Source organism: Streptomyces muensis (assembly GCF_021474425.1).
Classification (GTDB): domain Bacteria; phylum Actinomycetota; class Actinomycetes; order Streptomycetales; family Streptomycetaceae; genus Streptomyces; species Streptomyces muensis.
Window position 1 is genome coordinate 67,044 of sequence record NZ_JAKEIP010000006.1, and the last position, 25,553, is coordinate 92,596.

27 protein-coding genes are annotated in these 25,553 nt (G+C 68.1%); 14 read left to right on the forward strand and 13 right to left on the reverse strand.

Annotated elements, in window-relative coordinates:
* The first annotated feature begins 263 nt into the window (after window positions 1-263).
* Both L0P92_RS03155 and L0P92_RS03160 read left to right on the forward strand, forming a co-directional pair.
* Complete coding sequence (locus tag L0P92_RS03155) at window positions 264-1,118, forward strand: fumarylacetoacetate hydrolase family protein (protein WP_234760878.1); 855 nt, start codon at window positions 264-266, stop codon at window positions 1,116-1,118.
* 63 nt (window positions 1,119-1,181) lie between these two features.
* Window positions 1,182-2,105, forward strand: coding sequence for a VOC family protein (locus tag L0P92_RS03160; protein ID WP_234760879.1), 924 nt, complete (start codon window positions 1,182-1,184; stop codon window positions 2,103-2,105).
* Between the two features lie 196 nt (window positions 2,106-2,301).
* Here L0P92_RS03160 and L0P92_RS45390 read toward each other — a convergent pair whose 3' ends face one another.
* The 9 genes from L0P92_RS45390 to L0P92_RS03205 all read right to left on the reverse strand — a co-directional run bounded on the left by L0P92_RS45390 (window position 2,302) and on the right by L0P92_RS03205 (window position 11,653).
* A complete protein-coding gene (locus L0P92_RS45390) occupies window positions 2,302-3,258 on the reverse strand; it encodes a helix-turn-helix domain-containing protein (protein WP_234760880.1) in 957 nt (318 codons plus the stop codon).
* Between the two features lie 192 nt (window positions 3,259-3,450).
* Entirely contained in the window at window positions 3,451-4,488 is a 1,038-nt protein-coding gene (locus L0P92_RS03170; RefSeq protein ID WP_234760881.1) for an alpha/beta hydrolase, read from the reverse strand.
* Complete coding sequence (locus L0P92_RS03175) at window positions 4,485-5,309, reverse strand: carbohydrate ABC transporter permease (RefSeq protein ID WP_234760882.1); 825 nt, start codon at window positions 5,307-5,309, stop codon at window positions 4,485-4,487. Before L0P92_RS03175 ends, L0P92_RS03170 begins: the two co-directional genes overlap by 4 nt.
* Entirely contained in the window at window positions 5,309-6,238 is a 930-nt protein-coding gene (locus tag L0P92_RS03180; RefSeq protein ID WP_234760883.1) for a carbohydrate ABC transporter permease, read from the reverse strand. Before L0P92_RS03180 ends, L0P92_RS03175 begins: the two co-directional genes overlap by 1 nt.
* Window positions 6,235-7,578 carry an ABC transporter substrate-binding protein gene (locus tag L0P92_RS03185; protein ID WP_234760884.1) on the reverse strand — a complete coding sequence of 448 codons (1,344 nt, stop codon included), beginning with the start codon at window positions 7,576-7,578 and terminating at the stop codon, window positions 6,235-6,237. The genes L0P92_RS03180 and L0P92_RS03185 overlap by 4 nt, the downstream gene beginning before the upstream one ends.
* A gap of 1,030 nt (window positions 7,579-8,608) precedes the next feature.
* A complete protein-coding gene (locus L0P92_RS03190; protein ID WP_237695166.1) occupies window positions 8,609-8,989 on the reverse strand; it encodes a MaoC family dehydratase in 381 nt (126 codons plus the stop codon).
* A gap of 17 nt (window positions 8,990-9,006) precedes the next feature.
* Window positions 9,007-9,477 (reverse strand): hypothetical protein, encoded by a 471-nt coding sequence (locus L0P92_RS03195; RefSeq protein WP_234760885.1) that lies wholly within the window; start codon window positions 9,475-9,477, stop codon window positions 9,007-9,009.
* Window positions 9,477-10,640: an acyl-CoA dehydrogenase family protein gene (locus L0P92_RS03200; protein ID WP_234760886.1), complete on the reverse strand. Its 1,164-nt coding sequence runs from the start codon at window positions 10,638-10,640 to the stop codon at window positions 9,477-9,479. Before L0P92_RS03200 ends, L0P92_RS03195 begins: the two co-directional genes overlap by 1 nt.
* Window positions 10,641-10,681: 41 nt before the next feature.
* Window positions 10,682-11,653 (reverse strand): zinc-binding dehydrogenase, encoded by a 972-nt coding sequence (locus L0P92_RS03205; protein ID WP_234760887.1) that lies wholly within the window; start codon window positions 11,651-11,653, stop codon window positions 10,682-10,684.
* A 114-nt stretch (window positions 11,654-11,767) separates the two neighbouring features.
* Between L0P92_RS03205 and L0P92_RS03210 the strand changes: the two genes are divergently transcribed.
* From L0P92_RS03210 to L0P92_RS03230, 5 genes are all read left to right on the forward strand, one after another.
* Window positions 11,768-12,535, forward strand: a complete 768-nt coding sequence (locus L0P92_RS03210; protein ID WP_234760889.1) for an SDR family NAD(P)-dependent oxidoreductase — start codon at window positions 11,768-11,770, stop codon at window positions 12,533-12,535.
* Between the two features lie 2 nt (window positions 12,536-12,537).
* Window positions 12,538-13,677, forward strand: coding sequence for an acyl-CoA dehydrogenase family protein (locus L0P92_RS03215; RefSeq protein ID WP_234760891.1), 1,140 nt, complete (start codon window positions 12,538-12,540; stop codon window positions 13,675-13,677).
* Window positions 13,674-14,444 (forward strand): SDR family NAD(P)-dependent oxidoreductase, encoded by a 771-nt coding sequence (locus L0P92_RS03220; protein WP_234760892.1) that lies wholly within the window; start codon window positions 13,674-13,676, stop codon window positions 14,442-14,444. The genes L0P92_RS03215 and L0P92_RS03220 overlap by 4 nt, the downstream gene beginning before the upstream one ends.
* Window positions 14,441-15,214 (forward strand): enoyl-CoA hydratase/isomerase family protein, encoded by a 774-nt coding sequence (locus L0P92_RS03225; protein WP_234760893.1) that lies wholly within the window; start codon window positions 14,441-14,443, stop codon window positions 15,212-15,214. The genes L0P92_RS03220 and L0P92_RS03225 overlap by 4 nt, the downstream gene beginning before the upstream one ends.
* A gap of 106 nt (window positions 15,215-15,320) precedes the next feature.
* Complete coding sequence (locus L0P92_RS03230) at window positions 15,321-15,626, forward strand: hypothetical protein (protein WP_234760894.1); 306 nt, start codon at window positions 15,321-15,323, stop codon at window positions 15,624-15,626.
* A 415-nt stretch (window positions 15,627-16,041) separates the two neighbouring features.
* On the opposite strand, the gene L0P92_RS03235 is transcribed toward L0P92_RS03230, so the two are convergent.
* Together L0P92_RS03235 and L0P92_RS03240 are read right to left on the reverse strand one after the other, a co-directional pair.
* Window positions 16,042-16,542 (reverse strand): flavin reductase family protein, encoded by a 501-nt coding sequence (locus L0P92_RS03235; protein ID WP_234760895.1) that lies wholly within the window; start codon window positions 16,540-16,542, stop codon window positions 16,042-16,044.
* Window positions 16,543-16,855: 313 nt separating this feature from the next.
* Entirely contained in the window at window positions 16,856-18,052 is a 1,197-nt protein-coding gene (locus tag L0P92_RS03240) for an acyl-CoA dehydrogenase family protein (RefSeq protein ID WP_234760896.1), read from the reverse strand.
* Between the two features lie 131 nt (window positions 18,053-18,183).
* Between L0P92_RS03240 and L0P92_RS03245 the strand changes: the two genes are divergently transcribed.
* Complete coding sequence (locus tag L0P92_RS03245) at window positions 18,184-18,756, forward strand: TetR/AcrR family transcriptional regulator (protein ID WP_234760897.1); 573 nt, start codon at window positions 18,184-18,186, stop codon at window positions 18,754-18,756.
* A gap of 22 nt (window positions 18,757-18,778) precedes the next feature.
* On the forward strand, window positions 18,779-19,594 hold the full coding sequence (locus tag L0P92_RS03250) for a siderophore-interacting protein (RefSeq protein WP_234760898.1): 816 nt from the start codon (window positions 18,779-18,781) through the stop codon (window positions 19,592-19,594).
* Window positions 19,595-19,771: 177 nt separating this feature from the next.
* Here L0P92_RS03250 and L0P92_RS03255 read toward each other — a convergent pair whose 3' ends face one another.
* Both L0P92_RS03255 and L0P92_RS03260 read right to left on the reverse strand, forming a co-directional pair.
* Window positions 19,772-20,599, reverse strand: coding sequence for a nuclear transport factor 2 family protein (locus tag L0P92_RS03255; protein ID WP_234760899.1), 828 nt, complete (start codon window positions 20,597-20,599; stop codon window positions 19,772-19,774).
* 125 nt (window positions 20,600-20,724) lie between these two features.
* Window positions 20,725-21,372 carry a TetR/AcrR family transcriptional regulator gene (locus L0P92_RS03260; RefSeq protein WP_234760900.1) on the reverse strand — a complete coding sequence of 216 codons (648 nt, stop codon included), beginning with the start codon at window positions 21,370-21,372 and terminating at the stop codon, window positions 20,725-20,727.
* A gap of 90 nt (window positions 21,373-21,462) precedes the next feature.
* Between L0P92_RS03260 and L0P92_RS03265 the strand changes: the two genes are divergently transcribed.
* The 5 genes from L0P92_RS03265 to L0P92_RS03285 all read left to right on the forward strand — a co-directional run bounded on the left by L0P92_RS03265 (window position 21,463) and on the right by L0P92_RS03285 (window position 25,533).
* The gene (locus L0P92_RS03265; protein WP_234760901.1) at window positions 21,463-22,701 is read left to right on the forward strand and encodes a cytochrome P450; all 1,239 of its coding nucleotides are present in this window, start codon (window positions 21,463-21,465) and stop codon (window positions 22,699-22,701) included.
* A complete protein-coding gene (locus L0P92_RS03270) occupies window positions 22,691-22,930 on the forward strand; it encodes a ferredoxin (RefSeq protein WP_234760902.1) in 240 nt (79 codons plus the stop codon). Before L0P92_RS03265 ends, L0P92_RS03270 begins: the two co-directional genes overlap by 11 nt.
* Before the next feature lie 57 nt (window positions 22,931-22,987).
* Window positions 22,988-23,500 carry a flavin reductase family protein gene (locus L0P92_RS03275; protein WP_234760903.1) on the forward strand — a complete coding sequence of 171 codons (513 nt, stop codon included), beginning with the start codon at window positions 22,988-22,990 and terminating at the stop codon, window positions 23,498-23,500.
* A 294-nt stretch (window positions 23,501-23,794) separates the two neighbouring features.
* Window positions 23,795-24,952, forward strand: a complete 1,158-nt coding sequence (locus L0P92_RS03280; RefSeq protein ID WP_234760904.1) for a thiolase family protein — start codon at window positions 23,795-23,797, stop codon at window positions 24,950-24,952.
* A gap of 74 nt (window positions 24,953-25,026) precedes the next feature.
* A complete protein-coding gene (locus L0P92_RS03285) occupies window positions 25,027-25,533 on the forward strand; it encodes an ester cyclase (protein ID WP_234760905.1) in 507 nt (168 codons plus the stop codon).
* Window positions 25,534-25,553: the final 20 nt, after the last annotated feature.

Genomic DNA, 25,553 nt, shown 5'->3' on the forward strand with positions numbered 1-25,553 from the left:
CAAACGATAGGTTGGTAATCCACCATAGAACCGATCAACGCTCGGGTCGAGGCCTGCGACAGATGCCGACCTTAGTGACCAAGCTCACCATACAACCGTTTGGTAGGTGTTGACAGGAAGCAAGAGCGGTCCTTCAATGAAAAGCGTTGATCAGCTTGGGACGCCCAGCGCGGGGCCTGACTTCGGGGGCGTCGAAGCCCGTTGCCGACGCCACAGACGGCTGTCGCCCCTCCCTGTCCTTCCTCCGAACCTGCGGAGTCCCCTTGCGTATCGCCAATCTGGCCGGACGCCTGGTCATCGTCGATCCGACCCCGAAGGGTCCGACCTCGATCGACGTGGAACGCGCCAGCTCCGGTCACTTCTCCTCCGATCCGCACAGCATCTACGACCGCTGGGACGAGTTCCGGCGCTGGGCAGCCACAGCCGAACTCCCGGCCGGCCAACCCTTTCCCCCCGAGGAACTCCTGGCGCCGTCGCCCAGGCCGCGCCAGGTCCTCGCCATCGGTCTGAACTACCGCGAGCACGCCGCCGAGACCGGTCACGCCGTCCCGGATGCCCCGCTGCTCATGTTCACCAAATGGCCGACATGCCTCACGGGCCCGGTCACCACCGTCGAACTCCCGGCCGAGGGCAATACCGACTGGGAGGTGGAGGTCGTCGTGGTGATCGGGCGGACAGCCCGTCACATCACCGCGGAAGACGTGTGGGGCCACGTCGCCGGACTGACCGTGGGGCAGGATCTCTCCGAGCGCATCACCCAGATGTCCGGTCCGCTCCCCCAGTTCAGCCTCGGCAAGTCGCTCGCCGGCTTCGGCCCCACCGGGCCATGGCTCGTCACACCCGAGGAATTCACCGACCCGGACGACCTGGAGTTCGGCTGCTCGGTGAATGGCGAGGAAGTGCAGAAAGGCCGTACGAGCGAACTGATCTTCAGCATCCCGCAGATCGTGGCGGCCCTCTCCCAGCGCATGACGCTGCTGCCCGGAGACGTGCTGTTCACCGGCACCCCCTCCGGCGTCGGCATCGGACGCAAACCCCCGCGCTTCCTCAGCCCCGGTGACGAACTCGTCAGCTACGTCGAGGGCATCGGCGAGCTCCGCCAGAGCTTCACCGCCTGAGCATCCAAGGCTGGGCCACCAGTCGGCCCACTCGTCTCCCACCACTGACAGGAGGCCGATTCGATGGCCCTTCACCGGCTCTCGTCGGTCACGATAGGCGTGCCCAATGTCGACCAGACGGCCCGCTACTACACCGACTTCGGACTGGTTCCGGAGGAGGACGGCTGGTTCTCCACCGTGGATGGAGGCCGCCAGCTCCGCGTCGTCCACGCGCCGTCCAGGCGATTGATCGAACTCGCGATCGGCGTCGACGACGCGGACGACCTGCACCGGATCGCCGCCCGGCTGAACAGCCTGGGCATCGATGCCGCGCCCGGGCCGGGCACACTCTCGGCCGTGGAACGGGTCACCGGTGTCCGGGCGGTTCTCGCGATCGAACCGCGGATCCAACAGCCCGAGGTCCCGGCAACCCCGTACAACGGCCCCGGACGGGTCGAGCGGGCCGGCACCCGGGCGCCCGGCATCCTGCGGGAGCATTCGGTCCGGCCGCGCAAGCTGGGCCATACCGTCATCGGTTCCACGGATTTCGAGACCTCGCGGTCCTTCTTCACCGATGGGCTCGGCCTGAAGGTCAGCGACGAGATCAAGGACACAGGCGCTTTTCTGCGCTGCTCGACGGACCACCACAATGTGCTGGTCCTGCGTGCTCCGGTCACCTTCCTGCACCACACGTCCTGGCAGGTGGACGACCTCGACGAGGTCGGCCGCGGGGCTTCGGCGATGCTCGCCGCCGATCCCGATCGGCACGTCTGGGGCCTCGGGCGGCACCATGCCGGCTCCAACTTCTTCTGGTACCTCAAGGACCCGGCCGGCAACTTCAGCGAGTACTACTCCGACCTCGACTGCATCGTCGACGACTCCCTGTGGACGCCCTCCGTCTTCGAAGGGGCCAAAGGGCTGTTCAACTGGGGCCCACCACCGCCTCCGTCGTTCCTGAAGCCGGACGACCTGGCCGAGCTGATGACGGGTCAGCACGCGACGCGCTGAACACGGCGACTTCCAGAACCACCGTCGCGCCGTCCAGGTAGCGGTCGGGCGGCCTCCCTGGCGATCCCATGCCGGGTATCCGCGTCGGCACCACGCTCCTCGGCTGTCTCGTCACCGCCGCCCCTTGTCGGTCCACATCGGGAGACCTTCCCCTCGGCCTCGACCAGGGCAGACAGACAGGGGAATGCCGTCCGGCTCACGGCACGGGGCTGGTCGTATGGGAGCCGGTCAGCCTCCGGACCCCGAATCGGTTGTGCTTGGCTCGGTGAAGAGCGAGGGCCATCAGGATGCGGGTGCGCCCTGTCGGAGAGTCGATCTTCAGGTCAAGGGCTTCCTCAAGATGGGACAGGCGGCTCTGAACCGTCGAGTGATGGAGACCGAGAAGAGCGGCGGCGCCGCGGTGAGTGTCAGTCACCGCGACGGCTTCCAGTGTGTCCAGCACCCAGGGCTCACGATCCGCCGACTCGATGAGGAGCACATCCGGAGGCGGCTCGTCGGAGTTGTCGATCGCGTCGACCAGGGGCCCGAAGGAGGACACCGTCCCCCACTGCAACCTCGGCTGAAGCCGGGAGGTCAGACGGAGCGCGCAGAGGGCTTTCCGCCATGATTTCGCCGTGTCGACGGCCATGACCTCGGGCCCACTGCCCCACCGCGTGCGAGCCACCGTGTCACCGGTCACCACGACGGAGGCGCGCACAGGCCCCACGAGGGTATCGACGACCGCTGATCGCCGGGAAAGGGCGTCCGCGTCGTCCGAATCACTGGCCATGACATACACCTGTGACTCCTCCCGCAGTTGGAGCCGCCGGAGTGCCTTGCGTCGGGCGTCGGACGTCGACGCGGCAGCGAGCAGTATCTCCACCGCCGACGCGTCATCGAGTGCCAGCGGGCCGGCACGCTCGATGGTCAGGTGGGCGGAGGCCGCCAGGCGTTCGAGGAGGAGTGCGTCGTGCATGGCTGCCTCCCCTGAACGCTCGATCCACACGAACCCGTCGGACTCGTCATCGAGCGGTTGACACGGCCAGTCGTTCACCTCCTCCGCGATCCGCGGTTGCCGGGCCGGCCGCCCCTGCTCGTCCACTCGGATGCAGATCTGATGCCTGGGGTGGACGAGCCCGGCCGGGCACCCCGCGAATACCGCCGCGCCGCGCACGAAGGCTTCGATTCCGGCGCCTCGGGCCAGGAGAGTGTCGAAGAAGGCGATCACCTTGAGCGCTTCCGAGGCATGTGCGTCCAAGGCACTCAGCCGCCGTACCAGTTCCTTCACGGCTGTGTCCTGCCTTTCGAGCCTGTCGGTCGTGTTCATCGGCCGGAACCGATTACACGACCGTGCGCTGACCGTCGATCATGCGGATGGGTGGACACCCGTGAACCCAAGCGTTCGGTTCATCCAGCTGTATCGTGCCTCAAGAGCGGCTTGGGCCACAGAGGTGTGGGCATGGGTATCGAAACCGTGGAACCCCCCCGCCCAGACGTGCAGCTCCGCCTGCCCTCCGGCCTCCCAGATGCGGGTGGCGTAGGCGGCGCATTCGTCCCGGAACACCTCGGCGGATCCCACCTCGATGTATGTCGGCGGCAGATCCGTGAAATCGGCGTTTCTCGCCGGAGCCGCGGTCGCCGGAACGTGCTCGCCGGCGGCCAGACGGCCCAGTAGGGCGCGCCAGCCCGTCGCGTTCTCCGAAGAGTTCCACAGCCCGGTGGTGAACTGCCGACTGGAGGCCGTCACTGCCCGGTCGTCGAGCATCGGGCCCAGCAGCAGTTGGCCTGCCAGCGAAGGGCCACCACGGGAGCGTGCCATGAGCGTCACGGACGCGGCCAGGCCACCGCCCGCGCTGATGCCCGCGACCAGTACCTTGTCCGGAGCAAGTCCGTACTCGGGGCCGTGTTCTCGCAGCCAGGCAAGCCCGCTGTAGCAGTCCTCCTGAGGGGTCGGATAGGGATGCTCGGGGGCGAGACGGTATTCCACGGTGGCCACGACGGCCCCGTACCGGTCGATCCATTCGGCGAAGGTCTCGTAGGAACTCCACCGTGTCCCCAGCATCATGCCGCCGCCGTGAATGTAGTAGATCAGCGGACTGCGTGGCGTGGTGTGAGGGCCCTGGATGAGCGTCATCGGCAGTTGCGCGCCGTCGGCTGTGTCGACGGTGACCTCGGTCAGTGTGAAGCCGCGCTGAGCCAGACGCTGCACGGCTTCCCCGGCCATCCGACGGTCCTCGGCGCGGACCGTGGGAAGGTCCGCGAGCGTGATGGGCGAAATGGTGGGGTGCATAGCGGCGAGCACCGCTTCGAGTTCCGGGTCGTAGGGGGGAACAGGTGGGTGCCCGGCGGCCCGCGTCGAGACTGACGACGACCCGGGGGGCCGTGTGGTGTCGATGTCACTCATCCCTTGACCGATCCTTGGAGCAGCGCAGCGGCGAAGTGTTTCTGGAACGCGACGAACACGAGGATGGTCGGCAGCATGATCAGCAGTGATCCGGCCGACATCAGCACAAGGTCCGGTCCGTACTGCCCGCGGAAGGCCCCGAGCGCACCCGCCATGGTGCGTCTGAGCGGGTCCTCCACCATCACCAGGGCCAGGATGAACTGGTTCCAGGTCCACAGGCTGAACAGTACGGCCAGCGATGTCAGGGCCGGTCGCGCGAGCGGCAGGTGCACGCTCCAGAGCAGACGCCATGAAGACGCCCCGTCGACTTCGGCGGCCTCTGTCAGCTCTCGCGGCACGCCCTGGAAATGCGCCCGCATCCACACGACGCCGAACGGCATGAACAGCGCGATGAGCGGAAGGGCGATCGCCCATCGGGTGTTCAGCAGCCCGTAGTCGCGCATCTGGTAGTAGAGCGGCGTGATGAGGCTTTCGAACGGGATCGTGAGGCCGGCGAGAAGTACGACGAACGCGATCCCGCCGAGCGGAACCCGGCGGACCGCGATGGCGTATCCGGCCAGCGACGCCATGACGAGGGCCGCGGGCACCACCATCAGGACGAGCAGCACGCTGGAAAGGGTCAGCTCCGGAAGGTGCGCGACCTGGAACGCGGTCTTGAAGTTGCCGATGTTCCGGAGGTCCGGCCAGGCGAGACCCGTCGGGTTGGATCCGGCCTCCTGGAGTGCCGCGCTGACGAGCGCGACGAAAGGCGCCAGGGTGAACACCACCATGAAGGCGAGCACTGCTCTGCCGACCATCAGCTCGGCTTTACGGGCTTTCATCACCGCTCCCTCATAAGGCGCTGGATGGGCAGGATCACGGCGAGGACCAGCACCATCAGAACGACACCCATGGCCGAGGCGGCGCCCACCTTCGCCTGTGTGAACGCAAGCTGGTAGATCTCCACGCCAGGCACCGCGGTGGCGCGTCCGGGACCGCCGCTCGTCATCACGTAGACGACGTCGAAGCTGGCCAGCGCCGCGATCATCGTCAATGTCACGCACACGGTCAGCTCTCTGCGCACCCCGGGCAGAGTGACGGCGAAGAACTCGGCCACCGGACCGGCGCCGTCGACACGCGCGGCGTCGTACAGGGCCGGGTCGATCTTGGCCATACCAGTGCTCAGCAGCAGCATGCAGAAGCCGAGCATCACCCAGGTGCCGACGAAGCCCACGGCGGGCAGAGCGGTGTCGAAATCCCCGAGCCAGGGGCGAGCCAGTTGGCCCAGGCCGACCCCGCGCAGGGTCTCGTTGATCACGCCGTCGCTGGAGTAGAGCCAGGACCACGCGATGGCCGCGCCCACCAGCGGCACCACCTGCGGCAGGAACAGCACCGTACGCGCGGCATGGGCCGCACCCGAGGACAGCCGCCTGGTCAGCGTGGCGGCGGCCAGAGCGAGTACCACCGACAGAACGGTGTAGAAGAGCATCAATTCGAACGCGTGAACAAGAGTGGTGAGCCGGTCGGGCTCGTCGAAGATCTTGATGTAGTTGTCCATGCCCACGAAACGGGCCACGCCGATGCCGTTCCAGTCGTACAGCGAGTACTGGACCGAACGGCCCAGCGGCTGAAGGACGAACAGCCCGTAGAAGACCATCGCCGGCGCCAGGTACAGCCAGCCGGTCCATTCGCGCCGTCGGCGCCGGGCACCCGCCGACAGGGACCGATCCCTGCGCCGGGAGCCCGAAACCGTACCTGAGCGACGGCTCATCGACCGAGCTCCGACTCGTACGCCTCCTGCACCGAGTCCACGAAGTCCCGCGGCGACATGCGGCCGGTCGCGAGTTCCTGAAGGCCGGGCGAGAGCGCGCCCGCCAGGATGCCCGCGGTCGCGTTCGCGACGAAGTCGACCGCCCCGTTCTCGGACGCCACCTCCTGGGCTCCCGCGAGGGTCTGTCGCTGCAGCTCGGAACCTGCCTTGGGCAGCGCCAGGCCGGACGGGCCGCCCGGGCTGGAGCCCGTGGTCTCGACCACGAGACGGCGTGCCTCCGGGGCGGTGTGGACCCAGTTGAGGAAGAACGCGGCCACGTCCGCGTGCTTGGCGTTCTTCGGAATGACGAAGGACGAAGGAGCGGCCATGGCGTAGTGCGGCGCGGACGCCGACGTGCCGGGCACAAGGAAGAAGCCGGTGTTTCCCTTGGTGTTCTTCTGGAGGTTGCTGGCCTCCCAGTCACCGTTGAACATGAACAGCCCCTCGCCCTTGGCGAACCGGCCCATCATCGTCGGGTAGTCGATGGCGTTGACATCGCTGGGCAGGTATTCGGCGCGGGCCCATTTCCGCAGGACTTCGGCGGCCTTCAGCGAGGAGGGCAGATCGAAGGTGGCACCGGGTTCGTTGTACAGCCACTTCTTCAGCTCGTCCGTGTTGCCGAACTGGTTCTGCAGTGCCTGGTACGGGAAGGCGAGTCCGGCGTCCTTACCGGACTGCATGATCGGCTGGATTCCCTGCTTCTTCGCCTTGGCCATCAACGACTCGAACTCGTCGATCGTCTTCGGCGGCTGTGTCATGCCGATCCGCTTGGCGAGTGTCTTGTTGTAGTAGACGCCGGTGCTGCCGTAGCCGATGCCCAGCCCGTACAGCGGTCCACTGCCGCGGACGCCCTTGGTGTTCACGGTCATCTGATCCAGAAGGGTCGAGGGCCAAGTGTCCCAGCCGTACGCCTTCGCATAAGGGTCGAGGTTCGTCAGCAGACCGTTCTTGGCCGCTGCCGCGACCTGCGGGTAGCGGACGATATCGGGAGCCTCGGGTGAGGCCATTACCTTCTGTGCGTTCTGGAGAAGGTTGGCGAACTCGTCGGACTTCACCGAGAACGTGATGTTGGGGTACTTCCGGGTGAAAGCCTCTGTCAGAGGCGTCATCTGCCCGGCGAAATTCGACTCCAGGTAGAGCGCGACGGTGGTCTTCTCCGTCGGCAGCGCGGTGCTCACGTTGCCCGAGGGGACAGAGGACGTGGTGGTGCCGGGACCCGGCGCCGAGCAGGCCGACGTGACGAGCGTGACACCCACGCCGGCCAGGGCGAGGCGGCGGACGCGGCGCCGGGCGCCAGTCATGAGCGGTAGGGACATGGTGACTCCAGGAGATCCGAGGCGTGCGGTGCGTCAAGCAGTGCCGTGGGGGACATGGGGAGGATGGTGACGCACGGCGAAACCTGGTGGTAACCGCCAGAGCACTGCGAAACCCGCGACGTTTCCGCCAGGTGGCGGCTCGGCGCCTTGTGCGACAGCCTCAGGACCGTTCAGAAGGCAGAGGTGAGAACCGCGCAAGGTGAGAGGTTCTTCGCAGACGTCCGCATCGTTCTCCAGCCGATGTGCCGACGAACGCGGGGCGCGGCTTGTCAGGGGGAAAACCGGCGGAGGGCCCGCCCCGGGGCGGGGTCGGTCAGCCCGCGCGCCTGACCGCAGGCGGTCGCGACGCCGGACAGTTCGCGCATCGTCGATCACCCAGGTCGCAGGCGCCTTGGCAGCTCAGCGACACAGACACCGAGCGTGCGGCGGTGCGCACCGCGCTGCCGATGCCTGGCGGACACGGACGCCAAGCAGCGGGCACGCAGATGGACTCCTCATGGCGACCGCGTCTGCGCATTCTTCGGGCGCTGGCGGACAAAGGACCCGATCAGCCGACAGAAGACCGACTTCGCGTCGGTGTGCGCAGCGGTCAGCGGTGGCGTCCCGCCAAGTGGTGTAGCCGGTCAGCCTTCGCGGCTTCGAAGGTCGCGGCCGATTTCGGCCGAACACCCCAGGGCCGGGCGGCCCGCACCGCCCTGACCGGCTCGCACAGCGGCGCGCGGCTTCGGCCGGCCGACCGATCACAGGCCGCCGTCCGGACCGGGGCGGTCCGGATGCCTACGCCACTCGGCGGGACGCCGCCTGGACAGCCACACACCGGGCCAACCGAAGCCGGCATGGACTCGCGTTCGGTGTACCTGGGCGCCCTTTCAACAACCACCTACGCGCGTCCGACTGACCGGCGTGACGGCCATCACCCCACGTCCCCGAGGCCCACTGTCGGCGCCGACCGACGCATCATGCCCGCCAGGTTGAAAGGGTCCACCGTGATCCCGGAACTGCACCGCCGAGCCGATCAATCATCCCCTGAGATCACGGTCCTGACCGTCGCCGTGCCGTGCAGGGCACGTCCGCCGGGCCGGTCGAGCCAGACCTCACAGGTGACGACGCCGTCGCCCGTGACGTCGGTGACCACGCCTCCCGCCGTCACCCTGTCTCCCGCGAAGACGTTGGCGAGCAACCGGGTGGACAAGTTCATGATCCGGCCCCCGGGGAATGCCTCTCGCAACATGTTGAGCAGGTAGGCGATGTTGACGGGCCCCTGGTTGACGGGCGCTTCGCCGAGGCCGAGCTGCCGTACGGCATCGGCGTCGACATGGATGACGTTGGGATCCCCGAGGATCAGCGCCATGACGTGCATCCGGGTGGCGTCCACCTCGGCTGTCCACACCGGCAAGTGTGTTCCCTTGCGGGTCATGCCTGTGCCGCCTCTCTCCGAGGCAGGACGAAGGTCTCCCTGCAGCGGGCCACGAGCAGGGAATCCGGTGCGTGGACCTCGTACTCGACGGTGACGAGATCGAAGACCCCCAGCGCACGGCCCTTCTTGCGCACGGCTCTCGTCACGCGTCCCGTCACGGCGTACTCCACACCGGTCTCGAAGGGCCGCAGCATGTCCAGGTCGCACTCGCCGAGCATCGGCCCGTCGGCGCCACTGCTTCCGAACAGTCCCAGCAGCCCGCCCACGTCCAGGCCGATGCCGGTTTGCGCGACGACGAAGGACCAGATCGGGTGGGGCTCGGGGGCCGGTCCCGGCGGGGTGGGTGCGCGCACCGCGGAGTCCAGCATGCGGCTGACCACCGGGTCGATCCGGTGGCGCCCCGGCGGCAGCTCGGTACCGACGAGGGCGATGAGCTCCGCCTCGTCGGGCGGGGTCGCGCCGCCCATCAGAACGACCTGGGCAGGCCGAGGCCCTCGGCGATCGTGTTGCGGGCCATCTCGTTGGTGATCGGGCCGATCCGGAAGAGCCGGGCGTCGCGCCAGTATCGCTGCATGTCGGTTTCCGCCGAGTAGCCCATCCCGCCGAGGATCTGGATGCCGAGGTCGGCGGCGTTGACGGCGTGCTCGGAGGCGATCACCTTGGCCATGTTGGCCTCCTGTCCGCACGGCAGGCCCTGGGACTGCAGCCAGGCCGCCTTCTGCACGACGAGTTCGGTCTGCGTCCGCCACATCGCGATGTTGGCGACATGGTGCTGGAGGGCCTGGAACTCGCCGATCTTGTGCCCGAACGCCTCGCGGACCTGCAAGTACGCGAGTGCGTCCTCCAGCACGCCGTCGAGGATGCCGAGACAGAACGACGACAGCATGATCCGCTCGTTGTTCAGGGTCGGCAGCAGCATGTACCAGGCACGGTTGGGCTCGCCGAGCACGAGCTCGTCCGGTACGAAGACGTCGTCGAGGTACACGTCGCATGAGCCCATGGCCCGCATGCCGAGCTTGGGGATCTCGCGGATTGTCACGCCCTCGGTCCTGGCAGGCAACGCGAAGAGCGTGACGCCCTGGTGGCGCTTGGGCGCGTCCTTGTCGGTGAGTGCGAGCAGGAGGATGTTGTCGGCCACGTGCGCCGCCGAGCACCAGGTCTTCTGCCCGTTGAGGATCCAGCCTCCGTCGCCGCGCACGGCGGTGGTACGCATCATGCCGAGCAGGTCGGTGCCGCCGCTCGGCTCGGTGAACCCGATGGACCAGCGGGAGCGGCCGGCCGCGATCTCGGGCAGGAAGCGCTGCTTCTGCTCCTCGCTGCCGTACAGGCCGATCGACTTGCCGCCCGCGAAGGAGGTGATGCCCCAGATCCAGGTCAACCCGGCGAGTGAGCGGGCCAGTCCGCGGGCCAGAGTCATCTGGGTGAGGATGTCGCCGCCCTGGCCGCCGTACTCCTCGGCGATGCCGATGCCGTGGAAGCCGGCGGCGGTCAGCTTGTCCCACAGGGCGAAGGGGTAGTCGTGCTCAGCTTTCTCCAGCTCGCGGGCCCACTCTTTCGGGGCCTCGCTCTCGACCCAGTCGTGCACGAGTTTGGTGAGGTCCCGCTGTTCCTCGGCCAGCTGGAAGTCCATGGTGTTCCTTCCTGGTGACAGCTCTTGGGGGCCTTGAGGGTCTAGAGACCCGGCCGCAGGATCGCCTTGCCGAAGACCTCGCCTCGTTCCAGCCGGGCGAAGGCCTTCGGCGCGTCCGCGAAGGAGTGGATCCCGTCGATGTGCGGACGGATTCCGTGGTGCACGCAGAGCGCCAGCACGGACTCCAGATCGCGGCGGCGCCCCATGGCGCTGCCACGTACGGTGATGTTGTTCAGGGAGAGCCGGGACAGGTCGGCGGCCGGACCCGCCCCGGTGGTCCAGCCGGCGACCACGACGGTGCCGCCCGGACGGACGCTGCGCACCGAGTGGGCCCAGGTGGCTTCACCGACGGTGTCGAGCACGGCGTCCACCCGCTCGGGCAGCCGCTCGCCGGTGGAGAAGGTACGGTCGGCGCCGATCTCGGCGGCCTTCGCACGCTTGGCCTCCGACCGGCCGGTCACCCACATCCGCAGACCGGCCGCCGCGCCCAGTTGGACCGCGGCGGTCGCGACCCCGCCGCCGGCGCCCTGCACCAGCACGGAGTCTCCGGGGCGGACATCGGCACGTTCGAACAGCATGCGATAGGCGGTCAGCCAGGCTGTGGGCAGACAGGCGGCCTCCGCGAAGCTCAACTGCTCGGGTTTGGCGACCAGGTTGGCGGTGGGTACCACTACCTGCTCGGCGAAGGCTCCGCCGAGCGCGTCGGAGAGCGTGCCGCGCCGGGGATCGAGCAGCTCGTCCCCGCCTCCTCGGGAGGCGTCGGCGACGAGGGCGTGAACGACGACAGGTGTGCCGTCGGGTGTGGTCCCGGCCACGTCGCAGCCGAGGACATGCGGATAGGCGGTGGCTGCTCCCGCACCGCGCAGAGTCCACAGGTCGTGGTGGTTGAGAGCGGCCGCGGCCACGGTGACCAGGGTCTGTCCGGAGCCGGGTTCGGGTGTCGGGAGGTCGATGACATCTACGCAACGGACGGGGTCGTCCGCATCGGCAGCGGTAGCGACAACTGCTTTCATGAGTCCGACGCTAGCGTACCTGCCGACCGTTTGGTAGATAATGGTTCACCCGAGCTCGGGGCAGCCGCGCCCAGCCCGGCGGAGGGCCCGGCACAGACAGCGAGGAGGCCGACAGTGCAGGTACGGAACTCGGTTGCCCTGATCACCGGCGGAGCGGGTGGTCTGGGAGCGGGCACGGCCCGGATGATCACCGAGGGCGGCGGTCGGGCGGTCCTTGTGGACCTCCCGACCTCGCCCGGCAAGGAACAGGTCGCGGCCCTCGGTGAGGACAAGGCAGTGTTCGTCCCCACCGACATCACCGACACCGAGCAGGTGGCGTCGGCGGTCGAGGCGGCCCTGGAGCGGTTCGGCCGCATCGACCTGTGCGTCAACGCGGCCGGGATCAGCCCCGGCATCCGCACGGTCGACCGCTCGGGGAGGCTCTTCCCGCTCGACGTCTTCCGTTCCGCCGTGGAGATCAATCTCATCGGGGCGTTCGACGTCTCCCGGCAGGCGGCCCTGGCGATGACCCGCAACGAGCCGGGCACGGACGGCGAGCGCGGACTGATCGTCCAGGTCTCCTCCATCGCCGCGGCCGAGGGACAGGCCGGACAGACCGCCTACACCGCGTCCAAGGCGGGCCTGGCGGCGATGGTGCTGCCGATGGCCCGGGACCTGGCCCCCTCCGGCATCCGAGTCATGGGCGTGATGCCGGGCATCATGGACACACCCATGCTGGCCGGACTGGACGACAAACGGCGCTCGGCCCTGGTCGGCCTGAGCCTGTTCCCCAAGCGCCTCGGCACCCCGGAGGACTTCGCCGTGCTGGTCCGCTCCTTCATGGAGAACACCCTGCTCAACGCGGACGTCGTACGCCTCGACGCCGCCGCGCGGCTGGCGTGACGATGCGCAGGACGCTGCTCACCGAGGGCCACGAGGATTTCCGGACGGCATTCCGCTCGTTCCTGCTCAAGCACGCCGTCCCCCACACCGAGCGCTGGGAGTCGCAGGGCTTCGTCGACCGCGCGTTCTGGAAGGAGGCGGGGGCCGCCGGTTTCCTCTCCTTCGAGGTGCCGCCGGAGTACGGCGGCCTCGGCATCGATGACTTCCGCTACAACGTGGTGATCGCCGAGGAACTGGTGGCGAACGAGGTCGCAGGCGATGGATTCGCCCTGCACAACGACATCGTGACGCCCTATCTGCTGCACTGGTGCAGCCCGCGACAGCAGCGCCGCTGGCTGCCCGGCTGCGTGGCCGGTGACACGGTGACCGCGATCGCGATGACCGAGCCCGGTGCGGGCTCCGACCTGGCCGGGATCAGCACGACCGCCCGGATCGAGGGTGACGAGGTCGTACTCGACGGGGCCAAGACGTTCATCACCAACGGGACCACCGCCGGGCTCGTCCTGGTCCTTGCCCGGAGCGGTGAGGCGGACGGGCGCGGGATGACCCTGGTCGCGGTGGAGGAAGGCACGGCCGGCTTCGAGCAGAGCCGGCCGCTGCACAAGATCGGGCGGCGGGCGCAGGACACCGGAGAGATGTCCTTCACGGAGTGCCGGGTGCCTGCGGCCAACATCGTGGGAGAACCGGGACGCGCGCTCGAACTGGTCAAGCGCAACCTTCCGCGCGAGCGGCTGTCCATCGCCGTGACCGCGGTGGCCGGGGCCCGGCACGCCTTCGAGCTGGCCCTTGCCCACTGCAAGGAGCGGCAGACGTTCGGGCAAGTCCTCGGCAGCCACCAGACGGTGCTGCACCGGCTGGCCGAGATGCACACCGCGATCGAGGTGACGGCCAGTCATGTCGACCGCTGCGTCGAGGCGTTGAACGCCGGGGAACTGACCGCGGAAGAGGCCGCGGCCGCCAAGCTCTGGGCCACCGAAACGCAGTGGTCGGTGACCGACCGGGCCCTGCAGCTCTTCGGTGGCTACGGCTACATGGAGGAGTACCCCATCGCCCGAATCTGGCGCGACGCACGGGTGCAGCGCATCTACGGAGGGACCAGCGAGATCATGGCCGAGATCGTAGGGCGGGGGCTGCTGCGGTGAACAAGCTCGACCTGACCGGGCGGATCGCCCTGGTCACCGGTGGCTCCCGGGGAATAGGCAGAGCCGTCGTGCGCGGGCTCGCCGCCGCGGGCGCGGACGTGGCCCTCTCCTACCGGCGCGAGAAGGATCAGGCCGAGATCCTGCGGGGCGATCTCCTCGCGGCAGGCCGCAGGGCCGCGATCTGCCAGGCGGACCTCGCTGAACCCGGGGCAGCCGCACGGCTGTACCGCGACTGTGTGGAGGAGTTCGGCGTGCCGACCCTGCTGGTGTGCAACGCGGGCAACGCATCGCGTGGCAACTCCGTCATCGAGACCCCCGAGGAGGAGTTCGACCTCTTGTGGCGGGTCCACGTACTGTCCACGCTGGAGCTGCTGCGGGCCGCCGTACCGGCGATGCGGGCGACCGGCGGCGGCTCGGTGGTCCTGGTCTCCAGCACGTACGCGGCCTCGCGCCCCGCGGGCACCGCCCCGTACGTCGCGGCCAAGTCGGCGCTGGAGGGAGTGGCGACCGTGGTCGCCAAGGAGGAGCGTCCGTACGGGATCAGGGTCAACGTCGTCGCCCCGGGCCTGGTGGCCACGGACATGGGCGACCGGCTGGTCCGCTCGGGCGGCGTCCACCACAAGGCGAGCGACCTGGACACCGACGCGCCTTTCGGACGAGTGTGCCGCCCCGAGGACGTGGCGGACGTCGTACTCACCGCCCTGGCCCCGCTCTCCTCCTACGTCACGGGTCACCGCTATGTCGTCGACGGCGGTGACTCCCTGTGACTCTCCACCATGACGAAGTACCCGGGGAGAACGGCACCATAGTCGTCGTCACCCTCGACAATCCCCCGGTCAACACGCTCTCTCGCGAGCTGATGCGTCAGCTCCTCGAGTACGTGGACAAGTGGCACGACGACGAGAACACCGCCGTTGTCGTCCTGGCCTCGGCGGTCCCCCACACCTTCACGGCCGGAGGCGATGTGAGCGAGTTGCTCGCCGCCGCCTCAAGCGCGGAGGATGTCGCCGCCCACACCGAGCTCACCGACATCCTGTTCGGGCGGCTCAGCGCGCTGCCCCAGCCGGTTGTGGCGGCCGTGGACGGGGTTGCCGCAGGCGGTGGGCTCGAACTGCTGCTCTGCTGTGACCTGGTGGTCGCCTCCGACCGCTCCCGATTCGGCACGCCCGAGGTCACCCTCGGCTTGATCCCCGGCGCCGGCGGCACACAACGGCTGCCCCGTCGGGTCGGTCCAGGACCAGCACTCGACCTGCTGCTCACCGGGCGCCTCGTCGACGCCGACCACGCTCAGGCGATCGGACTGGTGAACGAGATCACCGCGCCGGAAGAGACCAGAAACCGTGCACTCCGCCTGGCCGATCGCATGGCTCGCCTGCCCCGTAGCGCAGTGCGGGCCGCGAAGACCGCGGCTCGGGCGGCGACCCACCTGCCGCTGCCCGACGGACTGGCCCGCGAGCGGGAACTGTTCACCGGCCTGCTCCTTGAGAGCACCGCGCGGGACCGGCTGGCAGGCTTCGTCAGGGGCGAGCGACTGTGATCCGCCAACTTCGCCGCAGCGGAACGAGGTCGTCGCCGTAGAGGTCCTGAGCGGTATCACGCGAGTCGACATCAGGGCGGTGCCGCGGGATGCGGACCGGTCCTTCATGAGCTATGCCGACTACGTGACGGGATCTGCGCAGCGCAACTCCCCCGGCAATGACACCGGGCATTCGGCAAGCTGGGATTGCAAGGTCGGCCGCGTCACCGAGATCGCGAGCGGCATTGTCGTCCTTGAGCTGGAGGAGCGCAGTGACGTCGCGGGGCATCCGATCGTCTTCGACTCACTGTCCACATTCACCCTCGACGCCGCCCGTAAGATCGAACGGATCGACATCTACATGAAGATGGACAACGAAATGATCCGGATCTTTGCCGGCTTTCCCTCCCTGACCGCCCAGCCCGCTGACTGACGCTGTGCATCACCCGTCTTTGCGGTGCCTCACCAGCAAGTCCCGACCCACGCGGATGGGGCACCGCATTACGGACATAGGCTGATCGGCTCCTCCGGCGGCCGGCGCCCTCACGGCCGAGGCGCACTCTCCCTGGCCGCCATCGAAAGGGCCGCGCGCTTCAGGCACCGTACAGCCGCACCCCGGCGCATCTCCCGCCGGAACAGACTTTTCCGGACACCGGAGAATTCACAAACTCATGAGCGCCGAGACAGCAGACAGTTTCGCGCTCCGACAACCACTCGCGACCAGCGCAAGAAGACGATCAGCGAACCGGCTTCATTGCCGCACAGTCGCCTCCGTGCTCTGTGACACAGCGGTTGTGCGAGGCAGGCGCGCCGCGGCCCTCGGTCGTCGCGTGTTCCACGACACTCCGTCAGCTTCCTGATACAGGCTCAAGATGATGGAAGTCGCGCCGGTAATACAGGGTAGGGGTGCTGTCACCGAGACGGACGTCGTCGACTTGGCCGAGAAGGATCGTGTGGTCGCCGGCCGGATGAATGGCATAGGTGCTGCATTCGAGGGTGACCGCTGCGCCGTTGAGTGTGGGAAGGCCGTACTCATTGGGGGCGAAGCCGGCCTGCGCGAATTTATCGGTACCGCGTGTGGCGAAACGCATGGCAAGATCGGTGTGCTCGTCTGTGATGACGTGGACCAGCCAGCGGGCGGCGCTGGTGAAAGCGGGGTGGCATTCGGCGCTGGCCGCCAAGCACACCAGGACCAGCGGAGGTTCCATCGAAACTGAGCAGAACGAGGTCGCGGTGAAACCTCGCCACTTTCCGGAACCATCGGTGGTGGTGACGATGGTGACGCCGGAAGGGAAGGAGGCCATGGCCTCTCGGAAACGGCCTGCATCGGTGCTGAGGGTGTCTGTCATGGGCGTTCACTCCCGCCGCGTACGTGGTTGGGCCTCGTGCATGGGGTGCGCGGGCAAGCGATGTCCTCTGTGAGTGTTGGCCGGCACGACCGGGTGGCCGGCGCTGCGATGCCGCTCCCCGGTGACGGGGAGTGGGCAGGGCACGATTCGGATCGCGCCCGGCATCCGTACGTGGGTCCGCCGTCGCTCTCGGTGTGACTGGAAGGTGAGCTCGGTTTCCGGTGGATCGCTTGTTGAGCGCGTCGACGGCCCGGCCCGTGCCACCGGACGTACCGGTGGCACGGGCGGTTCTCCCATCAGGTATCTGACGCTTTCAGATCAGACAACCGATGTGCGCCTTGGTGAACGGCGGTTCGAGCGGGGCTCCGAAAAGGGTGGTGGCGTACATGCCCGCGTAGTTCTCATAGATCGCCTGCGGCTGGTTACGCATGCCCATCAGGGCGCGCAGATAGTGCTGGAACAACTTGTCGCTGCCCAGGACAGCACCACCGCCGATCTCGAACACCTTGTTGATCGCACCGAGGCACTGGCCGACGGTGTAGGACGCCTCGTAACGGGCCTGGATGCGCCTCTCATTGGAGATCGGCACACCCGCGACGACGTCGGCGTAGATGGCGTCCCAGGTGCGCGGGATGCGCTCACGCGCATCCTTGACCAAAGTCACGGCCTCTGCCAGTCGCAGATGAAGGGCCGGGTTCTGCGCGGCCGCCGTACCGAGAATGGCTGACACCCGGTGCTTGTTCTCGTCGATGAAGGCGTCAAGCGCTCCGACGGCGGCGCCGATCGCGGGGGACGCGATGTTGTAGGCCCACATCGTCAGCCAGGGAAGTTCAAAGATCGGGCCGGTGTTGACGGCCTTGCCCGGCTCGGTGTGGTTGTAGGCATCCTCGATTGTCTGCGTCCGGTACTCCGGGACGATGGCATCGACCGTGACTTCCTTGCTGCCGGATCCCTGGAGCCCCGCGACCCGCCAGCTGTCCTGGTCGATCTCGTAATCGGTCGCCGGCACGAGGAACACCCGGAACTCGGGGCCGTCGCCCTCGTCCGGGATGCTGCCCCCGAGGAGGATCCACTGGGCGTGGTCGACTCCGCTGAGGAACTTCCATCGCCCGGTGAGACGGTAGCCGTCGCCGACGCGCTCCACCTTGCCGGTGGGGGCGAGGGACGAAGCCGCGCGGGCGTCAGGGTTCTCACCCCAGACATCCTGCTGGGCCTGCTGGGTGAACAGGCCGAGGTACCAGGCGTGCCCGCCCAGGAGTGAGCCGACCCAACTGCTGGCCGGACAGGCCGAGCCGAGCCGGACGAGCGCCTCCTCCCAGGTTGTCGGGTCGACTTCGAGCCCGCCCCACTGCCGCGGCTGCACCGCGCGGAAGACCCCCGCGTCCGTCATCGCCCGGATGTTCTCGTCGGGAACGCGCCGCAGTTCGTCCGCCTTGAGGGTGTTCTCCCTCAGCAGCGGCAGGATGCTGTCGATCCGCTCCAGGTAGCGGGCGGAGACTTCGGAAGACATGGGTGCGTCGGCGGTTCGGGGCGACGGGACGGTATCAGCCTCGGTGGTTCGTGACATGGGTCACCTCTCTCAGGCGCTTCCTTGGATACTTAGGCTTGCCTCACCTAATTAGTACGCTACAGTTTCGTACTATGCAATCCAAGGTACGCATCAGAGAACGCGAGCGCCACATCCTCACGACGGCTGTCCAACTGCTCAGCGAAGTGGGGTTCGACCGACTGACGTTCGACGCCTTGGCCTCCCGGGCCAGCGTCTCCAAGACGACTCTCTATCGACGCTGGCCGAGCAAGCACGAACTGGTCGTCGACGCCGTACGCCGCCGGGTGGGCTTCTCCTTCACCGTGCCGGACCAGGAGAGCTTCCGCGCCGACGTGCTGCAGGCCCTGAAGCTGGTCAACGGATGGCTGCAGCGGGACTCCGCGATGCTACGCACCCTGGTGGACGCCGGCCGTCGTGACACGAACCTGCGCGAAGCCACCGAACGACAGCTCGCCCACCCCCTCGACGGCATGTGGGAAGAGATCATCGACAGAGCCCAGGGCCGCGAGGAACTACGTCCCGATGTGGACTTCTCCTGGCTCAGCGAGCTGGCGCAGGGCGTGCTGATCAATCGGATTCTCGTGGCGGACGTCTCCGTCACGGACGCGTTCCTGGAACGCCTGACGGACGAAGTCCTCCTCCCCGCCTTCGCGCGCCCGTCCTGACCGCCCCACCGGAGAGTTCGACATGCCCAGACACAAGTCGCCGACGCAGCGGAGGATGCTCCGCGCGACGGTCTCCCGCACCGAACGCACCAGCCCCAACTTCATCACCGTCACCATCCAGGGTCCCGACCTGGCGGACTTCACCCCCATGGGCTTCGACCAGGCCGTTCGGCTGTTCTTCCGCCGCGAGGGCCAACCGGAACTCGCCATGCCGACCGCTTCGCACAACGGCTGGCTGGCCCAATTCCTGCTGATGCGGCCGGCCGTCCGCCCCTGGGTTCGCCTCTACACAGTGCGCGCGTTCCGTGCCGAGGAATGCGAGATGGACATCGAGTTCGTGCTGCACGGCGACCACGCCGACGCGGGCCCCGCCTCGGCGTTCGCCTCCAACGCCCGCCCTGGGGACCCGGTGGGGCTGTTCCCCGAAGGAATCGGGTACCTTCCCACGCCGGCCGCCAAGTCGCACTTGCTGGTCGGTGACGAGAGCGCCGTACCCGCCCTTCTCTCCATCCTGGAACAGTCTCCCGCGGACCTCACCGGAGACGCCTACCTGGAGGTGCCAACGGGCAAGGACATCCGACCGGTCTCGGCACCGGCTGGAATCACCGTCCACTGGCTGCCCCGCGAGGACTCCACCTCCGTACCGGGACAGCTGGCCCTCCAGACCGTCACGTCCTCCTGGAATCTCCCCCCGGACGCACGCATCTACTGTTGGGTCGCGGGAGAGAGCGGCCTCCCCACGGGCCTGCGACGGCACCTGGTCAAGGAAAGGGGCGTTCCGAAGTCCGACGTCTCCTTCCTCGGCTACTGGAGACACGGCAAGAGCAGCCCCGGCTGAGAGGTGAACGACGTTCGACTGCTTGCCGCCGGTCGGTTTTCGGCACGCCACGGGCTCACCCGCCGACGTGTCGAAACCGGGCCGGATCCGCAGTGGGTGGCTACGCGGCAGAATGCCGCGCGCAAGTACCGCGTGAGATCCAACGGCATGATCTTCGGATGAGGTCCTGAGCCACCATCATTTTCCGTGTGGTCTACCGGATGTGAGCCTGCGGACCAGTCCGGCCCGGTCCGTGACCGCCTCGATCAGCCGCACGGAGGCGCGGCGCCCCCCTCCTCCGTCGACCCGGTGTTCCGCGACGCCAGTGCAGTAGAGGGAAGCCGGTGTGCCGCGACGCTCGTCCAGCTCTGGCAGGCCGCCGTCGTACACGCCGTCCACGCGCACCGCGAAGGGCACCAGGGCGCCGGCCGAGAAGGCGTCCAGAACCGTATGCCGGGCATCCGTGAGTACGGGACGTGCGAGGGCGGCGGCACCGAGTGATCCGTCATCGAGCCGGTCGATCGGGGCTCGGTCGAGGCCGCCTGCCCGCAGCCAATCCAGAACGGATTCCAACGCCGCGGGGTTCTCCGGTTCGATCGGGGTACTCCACGGGTCATGCCCGGGCGCGCCCACGGGATCCGGGACACCGTCGGTCAACTGCCGTCGTCTGGCGAAGTAGTCCTGCTCGACGCGGCAGTCGAGGAGTCGTGTGCCGTCCCAGCGGTAGAGGCTGACGCCCCGCCACGCGGCGAGCCGCCCGCCATGTCGTCGTGAGGCTCCGTGCTCGGTGAAGACCAGAGCGAGCCGTTCGCCGTTGGTGACAAGTCGGTGGACCGTGAATCCCAGGCCCGGGAACTGGTCGAACTGCCGCTGCGTGGCGGCACGGTACGCCGTGTCGCGGCCGTGGATCTCGTGTTCGCCCATCCGCAGCACATAGTCGTCCACCATCAGGGAGGCCAGCTGGGAGAAGTCGTGGGAGGCCGTGTACGCGAAGGCGTAACGGCGCATCAGGGCCTGGAACGCCATGAGGTCATCCGCGGAGTCCGAAGGCGCCGTATCCATGGGGCACATGAGCAGCTACCATACGTTTGTTTGGTAGTCGGCTCAAGACATCCGGGCAGCCCACCGAGAACGTGACGTCCAGGGAGCCTTCAGGCCTCGACCGACCTGCGGCATGTGCGCGCGATCTCGTCGGCGATCTCTTCCGGCGCCAGGTCTCCCTCGGGCCTGTACCACCGGTAGACCCAGTTCGCCGACCCAAGGATCACCAAGGCGCCCATGCGCGGATCGACGTCGGCACGAATCGTGCCGTCCTCCTGCCCTTCGACGACAAGCCCCTCAAGCCGGGCGATGAACCCATGCACGGGAAGCTCGGCCCGGCGTTCCGGGCTCAGCTGATCAGCCTCGTGAAGGTACACGGTGGTCTCGGTGAGGTGCTCGATGAGGAAGACCACGTGCTCGCGCACCAGTGCCTCCAGCCGCTCGACGGCCGGACCATCGACGGGGACACGCTCGGAGAGACGCTCCTCCGCCAGCACCAGCACCGCCTGGATGACCTCGAAGAGCAGGTCTTCCTTGGTGCGGATGTAGTAGTAGAGGCTGCCCTTGAGCATGCCGAGGTCATTGGCGATGCCCTGCAGGGTCGTCGCGGAGTAACCCTTGCTCGCGAAGGTCTTCGCGGCGACCTGCAGCAGCTCGGCCCACCGCTCGTCCCCGGACTTCCGAGTGGCCTCCGCACGTCGGGACCGACCCTTCCCCGCCGTGCGCCTGGCGCCACTCGCACGCGTTCCACCGATCACTTCGGGCACCTTACACGATCGCTGTTGACGGACTCCGGCTCATGACGCAGGCTAGTCTACCAACCGATCGTTTGACAGATGGGCTTCCCTATGACGATCCATGTCGCTCCCGGCTTGGGAGACCCGGACCTGCGCGGCGAGCCCGCGAGCCGGGATCCCTACGCCGTCTACGACGCCCTACGGGAACGCGGTCCGGTCGTCCTGAGCTCCGTCCACCGTGCGTGGCTGATCACCGCGCACGCCGCAGTCGCCGGCGCTCACACCCGTCCCGAACTGTCGTCGGACCGCATCGGGCCGATGATCGACGGCGGTCGGGTAAGCCTGACCCAGGAGTCGCTCAGGGTGTTGTCCCTGATGCGGGACTGGATGGTCGTAACCGACCCGCCCGCCCACACCCGACTGCGCCGGGTCGCCGCGGCAGCCTTCAAGCGCCAGCGAATCGCTCTGATGACCGACCTGATCCGGGACCGCGTCGACGAGTTGCTCGACGCCTTCGTCCGATCCGGGGAAACGGACCTCATCGAGCATGTGGCGCACCCCCTGCCGGCTTCCCTGATCGCGGATCTGCTCGGCGCCCCCCGGGAGGACCGCGACAGGTTCCGTCTCTGGTCCGACGACCTGGCCCTGGTGGCATTCGGTGCGGGCGGTGAGGCACAGGAGGAGCGGCACGTACGGGCGCTGTCCGGGCTGGAGAACATGTTCGGCTACTTCCGAGAACTGCTGGAGCGCGCCCGTTCAGCCGCCGACGACACGATCCTTTCCGTGCTCGCCGTCCCGCAGCCCGACGGCACACGACTCACCGATGACGAGATCCTGTCCATGAGTGCCCTGCTCCTGTTCGCCGGCCACGAGACGACGATCAACTCCATCTCCAACGGCGTCCTGGCCCTGCTGCGCCACCCGGACCAGCTCCAACAGCTCAAGGCTGACCGGTCGTTGATGCCGGGCGCGGTGGAGGAGATGCTGCGCTACGACGGGCCGGTCAAGCTCGTGGTTCGATGGGTGACCCGGGATCTGGAACTCGGCGGCGAGGTGCTGCGCGCGGGGGACCGCGCCTACCTCGTGAACTCGGCGGCGAACCGGGACCCTTCGGTGTTCGACTTCCCGGACTCCTTCGACATCCGTCGCTCCCCCAACCCCCACCTCGCCTTCGGCCGGGGCGTGCACGCCTGCATCGGGGCCCAACTGGCCCGGATCGAGATGCGGGTCGCCATCGAGCGGATCCTGGACCGGCTTCCGGGGCTGCGCCTGGCCGGGGAACCGCAATGGCTGCCGAGCCTCGCGTCCCGGGCGATGCGCGAACTGCGGGTGACGCACGATGCCCGCTGAGCGCACCGCCACGTCCGGCACCGAGGCCCCGGCAGGCATCCGGGTCGTCGCCCGGCCAGACACCTGCGAGGGCAACGCCCTGTGCATGTTGGCCCTGCCCGACCGCTTCGTCCTCGACGAGCGGTCCCGAGTCGTCGTCGAAGTCGCCGAGGTGGACGAAGCGGACTACGACGATGTCGCGGCAGCGGTGCGGAACTGCCCCACCGGCTCGCTGCGGATGGAGTTCTGATGGCCCGGTTCGCACCCGCCCCGCGGGCCACCGGCCGGGCCCGGAAGAAGGGAAGAGATGACGATCCATGAGACATCCCTGAGGAACGGGAGCGACCTTCAAGACCGGTTCCGTGAGGTGATGGCAGGAGTCGCCACGCCTGTCTCGGTGGTCACCACCCTGAGTGACGGCCGTCCGCACGGCACCACGGTCAGCGCCTTCACGTCGTTGTCGATGGCACCGCCGATGGTGCTCGTCTCCCTCGACCGCGGTTCGGACCTGCTCACGCTGGTCCGGCGTTCCGGCCGGTTCGGCCTGAACGTCCTGGGGACCCACCAGACCGCACTCGCCCTGGCGTTCGCCAAGAAGGGTACCGACAAGTTCGCCGGCGTGATCTGGAACGACGAGGACGGGCTGCCCCGTCTACCAGATGCGCTCGGCTGGCTCTCCTGCGATGTGACAGACCTCGTCGACGGCGGCGACCACGTCGTCGTGCTCGGCGCGGTCCACGCCGCCGAAACCAGCGCGGGCAGGCCCCTGACCTACCACGCGCGGGTGTTCGGCACCCACGCGGCGCTCGAACAGGTCTGATCGACCGGCCCCCGGCGTCCGCCGGGCAGCCTCACAGCGGGACACTGGTGACCGGCGTCTGCCGGGCACTCCCCGCGCACACGCCCCGAGCCCCTCCGTCCCTTCCCTCGCCCGGCACGGCGTCGGCGTGTCCGCCAGGCACGAGATCGGCACCGACGTCGGACTCACCAGCCGGAAGACTGCTCCTCGCCAGAACCACCGACATCACCTGAGACGCGGTCGCGAACGACGCGTGAGCACCGGCCCACCACCTGGACTTTCTTCCAGCCTGTCAATCCCTCCTGGAGTCCCCTGATGCGAGACGCAGTCATCGTCGAGGCAGTACGCACCCCTGTCGGAAAGCGCGGCGGCGGGCTGGCCGGTGTGCACGCCGTGGACCTGTCGGCGCACGTCCTCGGCGCCCTCGCCGAGCGCGCCGGAATCGACCCCGTCGTCGTGGACGACGTGTTCTGGGGGTGCGTCAGCCAGACCGGCGAGCAGACCTTCAACATAGGCCGCAACGCCGTCCTCGCGGCGGGCTGGCCGGAGTCGGTCCCGGGCACGACCGTCGACCGCCAGTGCGGCTCTTCCCAGCAGGCGGTCGCGTTCGCGGCGGCGGCGGTGATCAGCGGGCAGGCCGACGTCATCGTGGCCGGTGGAGTGGAGTCCATGAGCCGGGTGCCGATGGGCTCGGCCAACGGCGACGGCTCGGCCGGGCAGCCGCTCGGACCACGGTTCCTGGCACGTTACGGGGCGTACCCGGATCAGGGCCTGGGTGCGGAGATGATCGCGGAACGCTGGGGTCTCTCGCGGACCCAGCTCGACGAGTTCTCCCTCGGCTCGCATGAGAAGGCCGCGAAGGCCCAGGCCGCCGGGGCGTTCGAGGCGGAGATCACGCCGGTACCGGTCGGTGACGGACGGGTTGTCAGCGCCGACGAAGGCATCCGGCCGGGGGGCACGTTGGAGGTGCTCGGCGGCCTCAAAACGCCGTTCAAGACAGACGGAGTCATCAGCGCGGGCAACGCCAGCCAGATTTCCGACGGTGCGGCGGCCCTCCTGGTGACGACCTCGGAGAAGGCACGTGAGCTGGGGCTGCGCCCGATCGTCCGGATCCACACCACCGTCATGGCCGCCACCGATCCCCTCATCATGCTGACCGCCCCGATGCCCGCCACCGAGAAGGTGCTGCGCCGCGCCGGCCTGGCTCTGGACGACATCGGAATCTACGAGGTCAACGAGGCGTTCGCGCCAGTCCCCCTCGCCTGGCTGCACGACTTGGACGCGGACCCCGACCGGCTCAACCCCTTGGGCGGGGCGATCGCCCTGGGCCATCCGCTGGGCGGCTCCGGTGCCCGCATCATGACCACCCTGGTGCACCACATGCGGGCCACCGGCACGCGCTTCGGACTGCAGACCATGTGCGAGGGCGGCGGCATGGCCAACGCCACCGTCCTGGAGCTGCTCGATGTCTGAGCCGGGTGGGCGCATCTATCTACCGGTTGTTTGGTAAACCCGATATCGTCATGCCGTACGAGAGGACTCACGCCATGGAAAACGACAAGCCCCTGCCCCACGTCGACGTCGACTCGCTGACGTACCTCACACCGCGGCAGAAGAAGAACCTGCAGAGCTGGATAGATCTGCAGGAAGTCCTCAACGCCGGTGAGTTCGACGAGAAGATGGACGCCTTCTTCCACCCGGACATGACCTACGGAAACCCCTCACGCCCGGACCTGGGCAGCTACCGGGAGTGGAAGGAATCCCCCCGTCAGCTGTACAGGGTGTTCCCGCCTTCGCGCTACCGCGTGGTCGACGCCGTCGGCAAGGGCGACGACGAGATCTGGGTCTACTGCGAGCACATGGGCGAACACGTCGGCGGCCGATACATGGGGGTCGAACCGACGGGCAACCCGATCAAGGTCGAGTGGTTCTCCGTGGTCACCTTCAAGGACGGCCTGATCTACCGGATCTTCAGCATCGCCGACGTCCTGACCATGCTGATACAGGTCGGTGTGGTGGAGCCGTCGGCCCTGCCCGTCGACCCCTACAAGTAGCCGGTCTCCACCGTCGGCCG

Bases quoted from the DNA above. Each gene is read 5' to 3' on its own strand.
- L0P92_RS03250 (WP_234760898.1), top strand. From the start codon at position 18,779: ATGCCCAGACACAAGTCGCCGACGCAGCGGAGGATGCTCCGCGCGACG.
- L0P92_RS03280 (WP_234760904.1), top strand. From the start codon at position 23,795: ATGCGAGACGCAGTCATCGTCGAGGCAGTACGCACCCCTGTCGGAAAG.
- L0P92_RS03230 (WP_234760894.1), top strand. From the start codon at position 15,321: ATGAGCTATGCCGACTACGTGACGGGATCTGCGCAGCGCAACTCCCCC.
- L0P92_RS03235 (WP_234760895.1), bottom strand. From the start codon at position 16,542: ATGACAGACACCCTCAGCACCGATGCAGGCCGTTTCCGAGAGGCCATG.
- L0P92_RS03200 (WP_234760886.1), bottom strand. From the start codon at position 10,640: ATGGACTTCCAGCTGGCCGAGGAACAGCGGGACCTCACCAAACTCGTG.
- L0P92_RS03215 (WP_234760891.1), top strand. From the start codon at position 12,538: ATGCGCAGGACGCTGCTCACCGAGGGCCACGAGGATTTCCGGACGGCA.
- L0P92_RS03275 (WP_234760903.1), top strand. From the start codon at position 22,988: ATGACGATCCATGAGACATCCCTGAGGAACGGGAGCGACCTTCAAGAC.
- L0P92_RS03205 (WP_234760887.1), bottom strand. From the start codon at position 11,653: ATGAAAGCAGTTGTCGCTACCGCTGCCGATGCGGACGACCCCGTCCGT.
- L0P92_RS03180 (WP_234760883.1), bottom strand. From the start codon at position 6,238: ATGAGCCGTCGCTCAGGTACGGTTTCGGGCTCCCGGCGCAGGGATCGG.
- L0P92_RS03185 (WP_234760884.1), bottom strand. From the start codon at position 7,578: ATGACTGGCGCCCGGCGCCGCGTCCGCCGCCTCGCCCTGGCCGGCGTG.
- L0P92_RS03265 (WP_234760901.1), top strand. From the start codon at position 21,463: ATGACGATCCATGTCGCTCCCGGCTTGGGAGACCCGGACCTGCGCGGC.
- L0P92_RS03270 (WP_234760902.1), top strand. From the start codon at position 22,691: ATGCCCGCTGAGCGCACCGCCACGTCCGGCACCGAGGCCCCGGCAGGC.
- L0P92_RS03245 (WP_234760897.1), top strand. From the start codon at position 18,184: ATGCAATCCAAGGTACGCATCAGAGAACGCGAGCGCCACATCCTCACG.
- L0P92_RS03285 (WP_234760905.1), top strand. From the start codon at position 25,027: ATGGAAAACGACAAGCCCCTGCCCCACGTCGACGTCGACTCGCTGACG.
- L0P92_RS03255 (WP_234760899.1), bottom strand. From the start codon at position 20,599: ATGGCGTTCCAGGCCCTGATGCGCCGTTACGCCTTCGCGTACACGGCC.
- L0P92_RS03175 (WP_234760882.1), bottom strand. From the start codon at position 5,309: ATGAAAGCCCGTAAAGCCGAGCTGATGGTCGGCAGAGCAGTGCTCGCC.
- L0P92_RS03170 (WP_234760881.1), bottom strand. From the start codon at position 4,488: ATGAGTGACATCGACACCACACGGCCCCCCGGGTCGTCGTCAGTCTCG.
- L0P92_RS03160 (WP_234760879.1), top strand. From the start codon at position 1,182: ATGGCCCTTCACCGGCTCTCGTCGGTCACGATAGGCGTGCCCAATGTC.
- L0P92_RS03240 (WP_234760896.1), bottom strand. From the start codon at position 18,052: ATGTCTTCCGAAGTCTCCGCCCGCTACCTGGAGCGGATCGACAGCATC.
- L0P92_RS03195 (WP_234760885.1), bottom strand. From the start codon at position 9,477: ATGGGCGGCGCGACCCCGCCCGACGAGGCGGAGCTCATCGCCCTCGTC.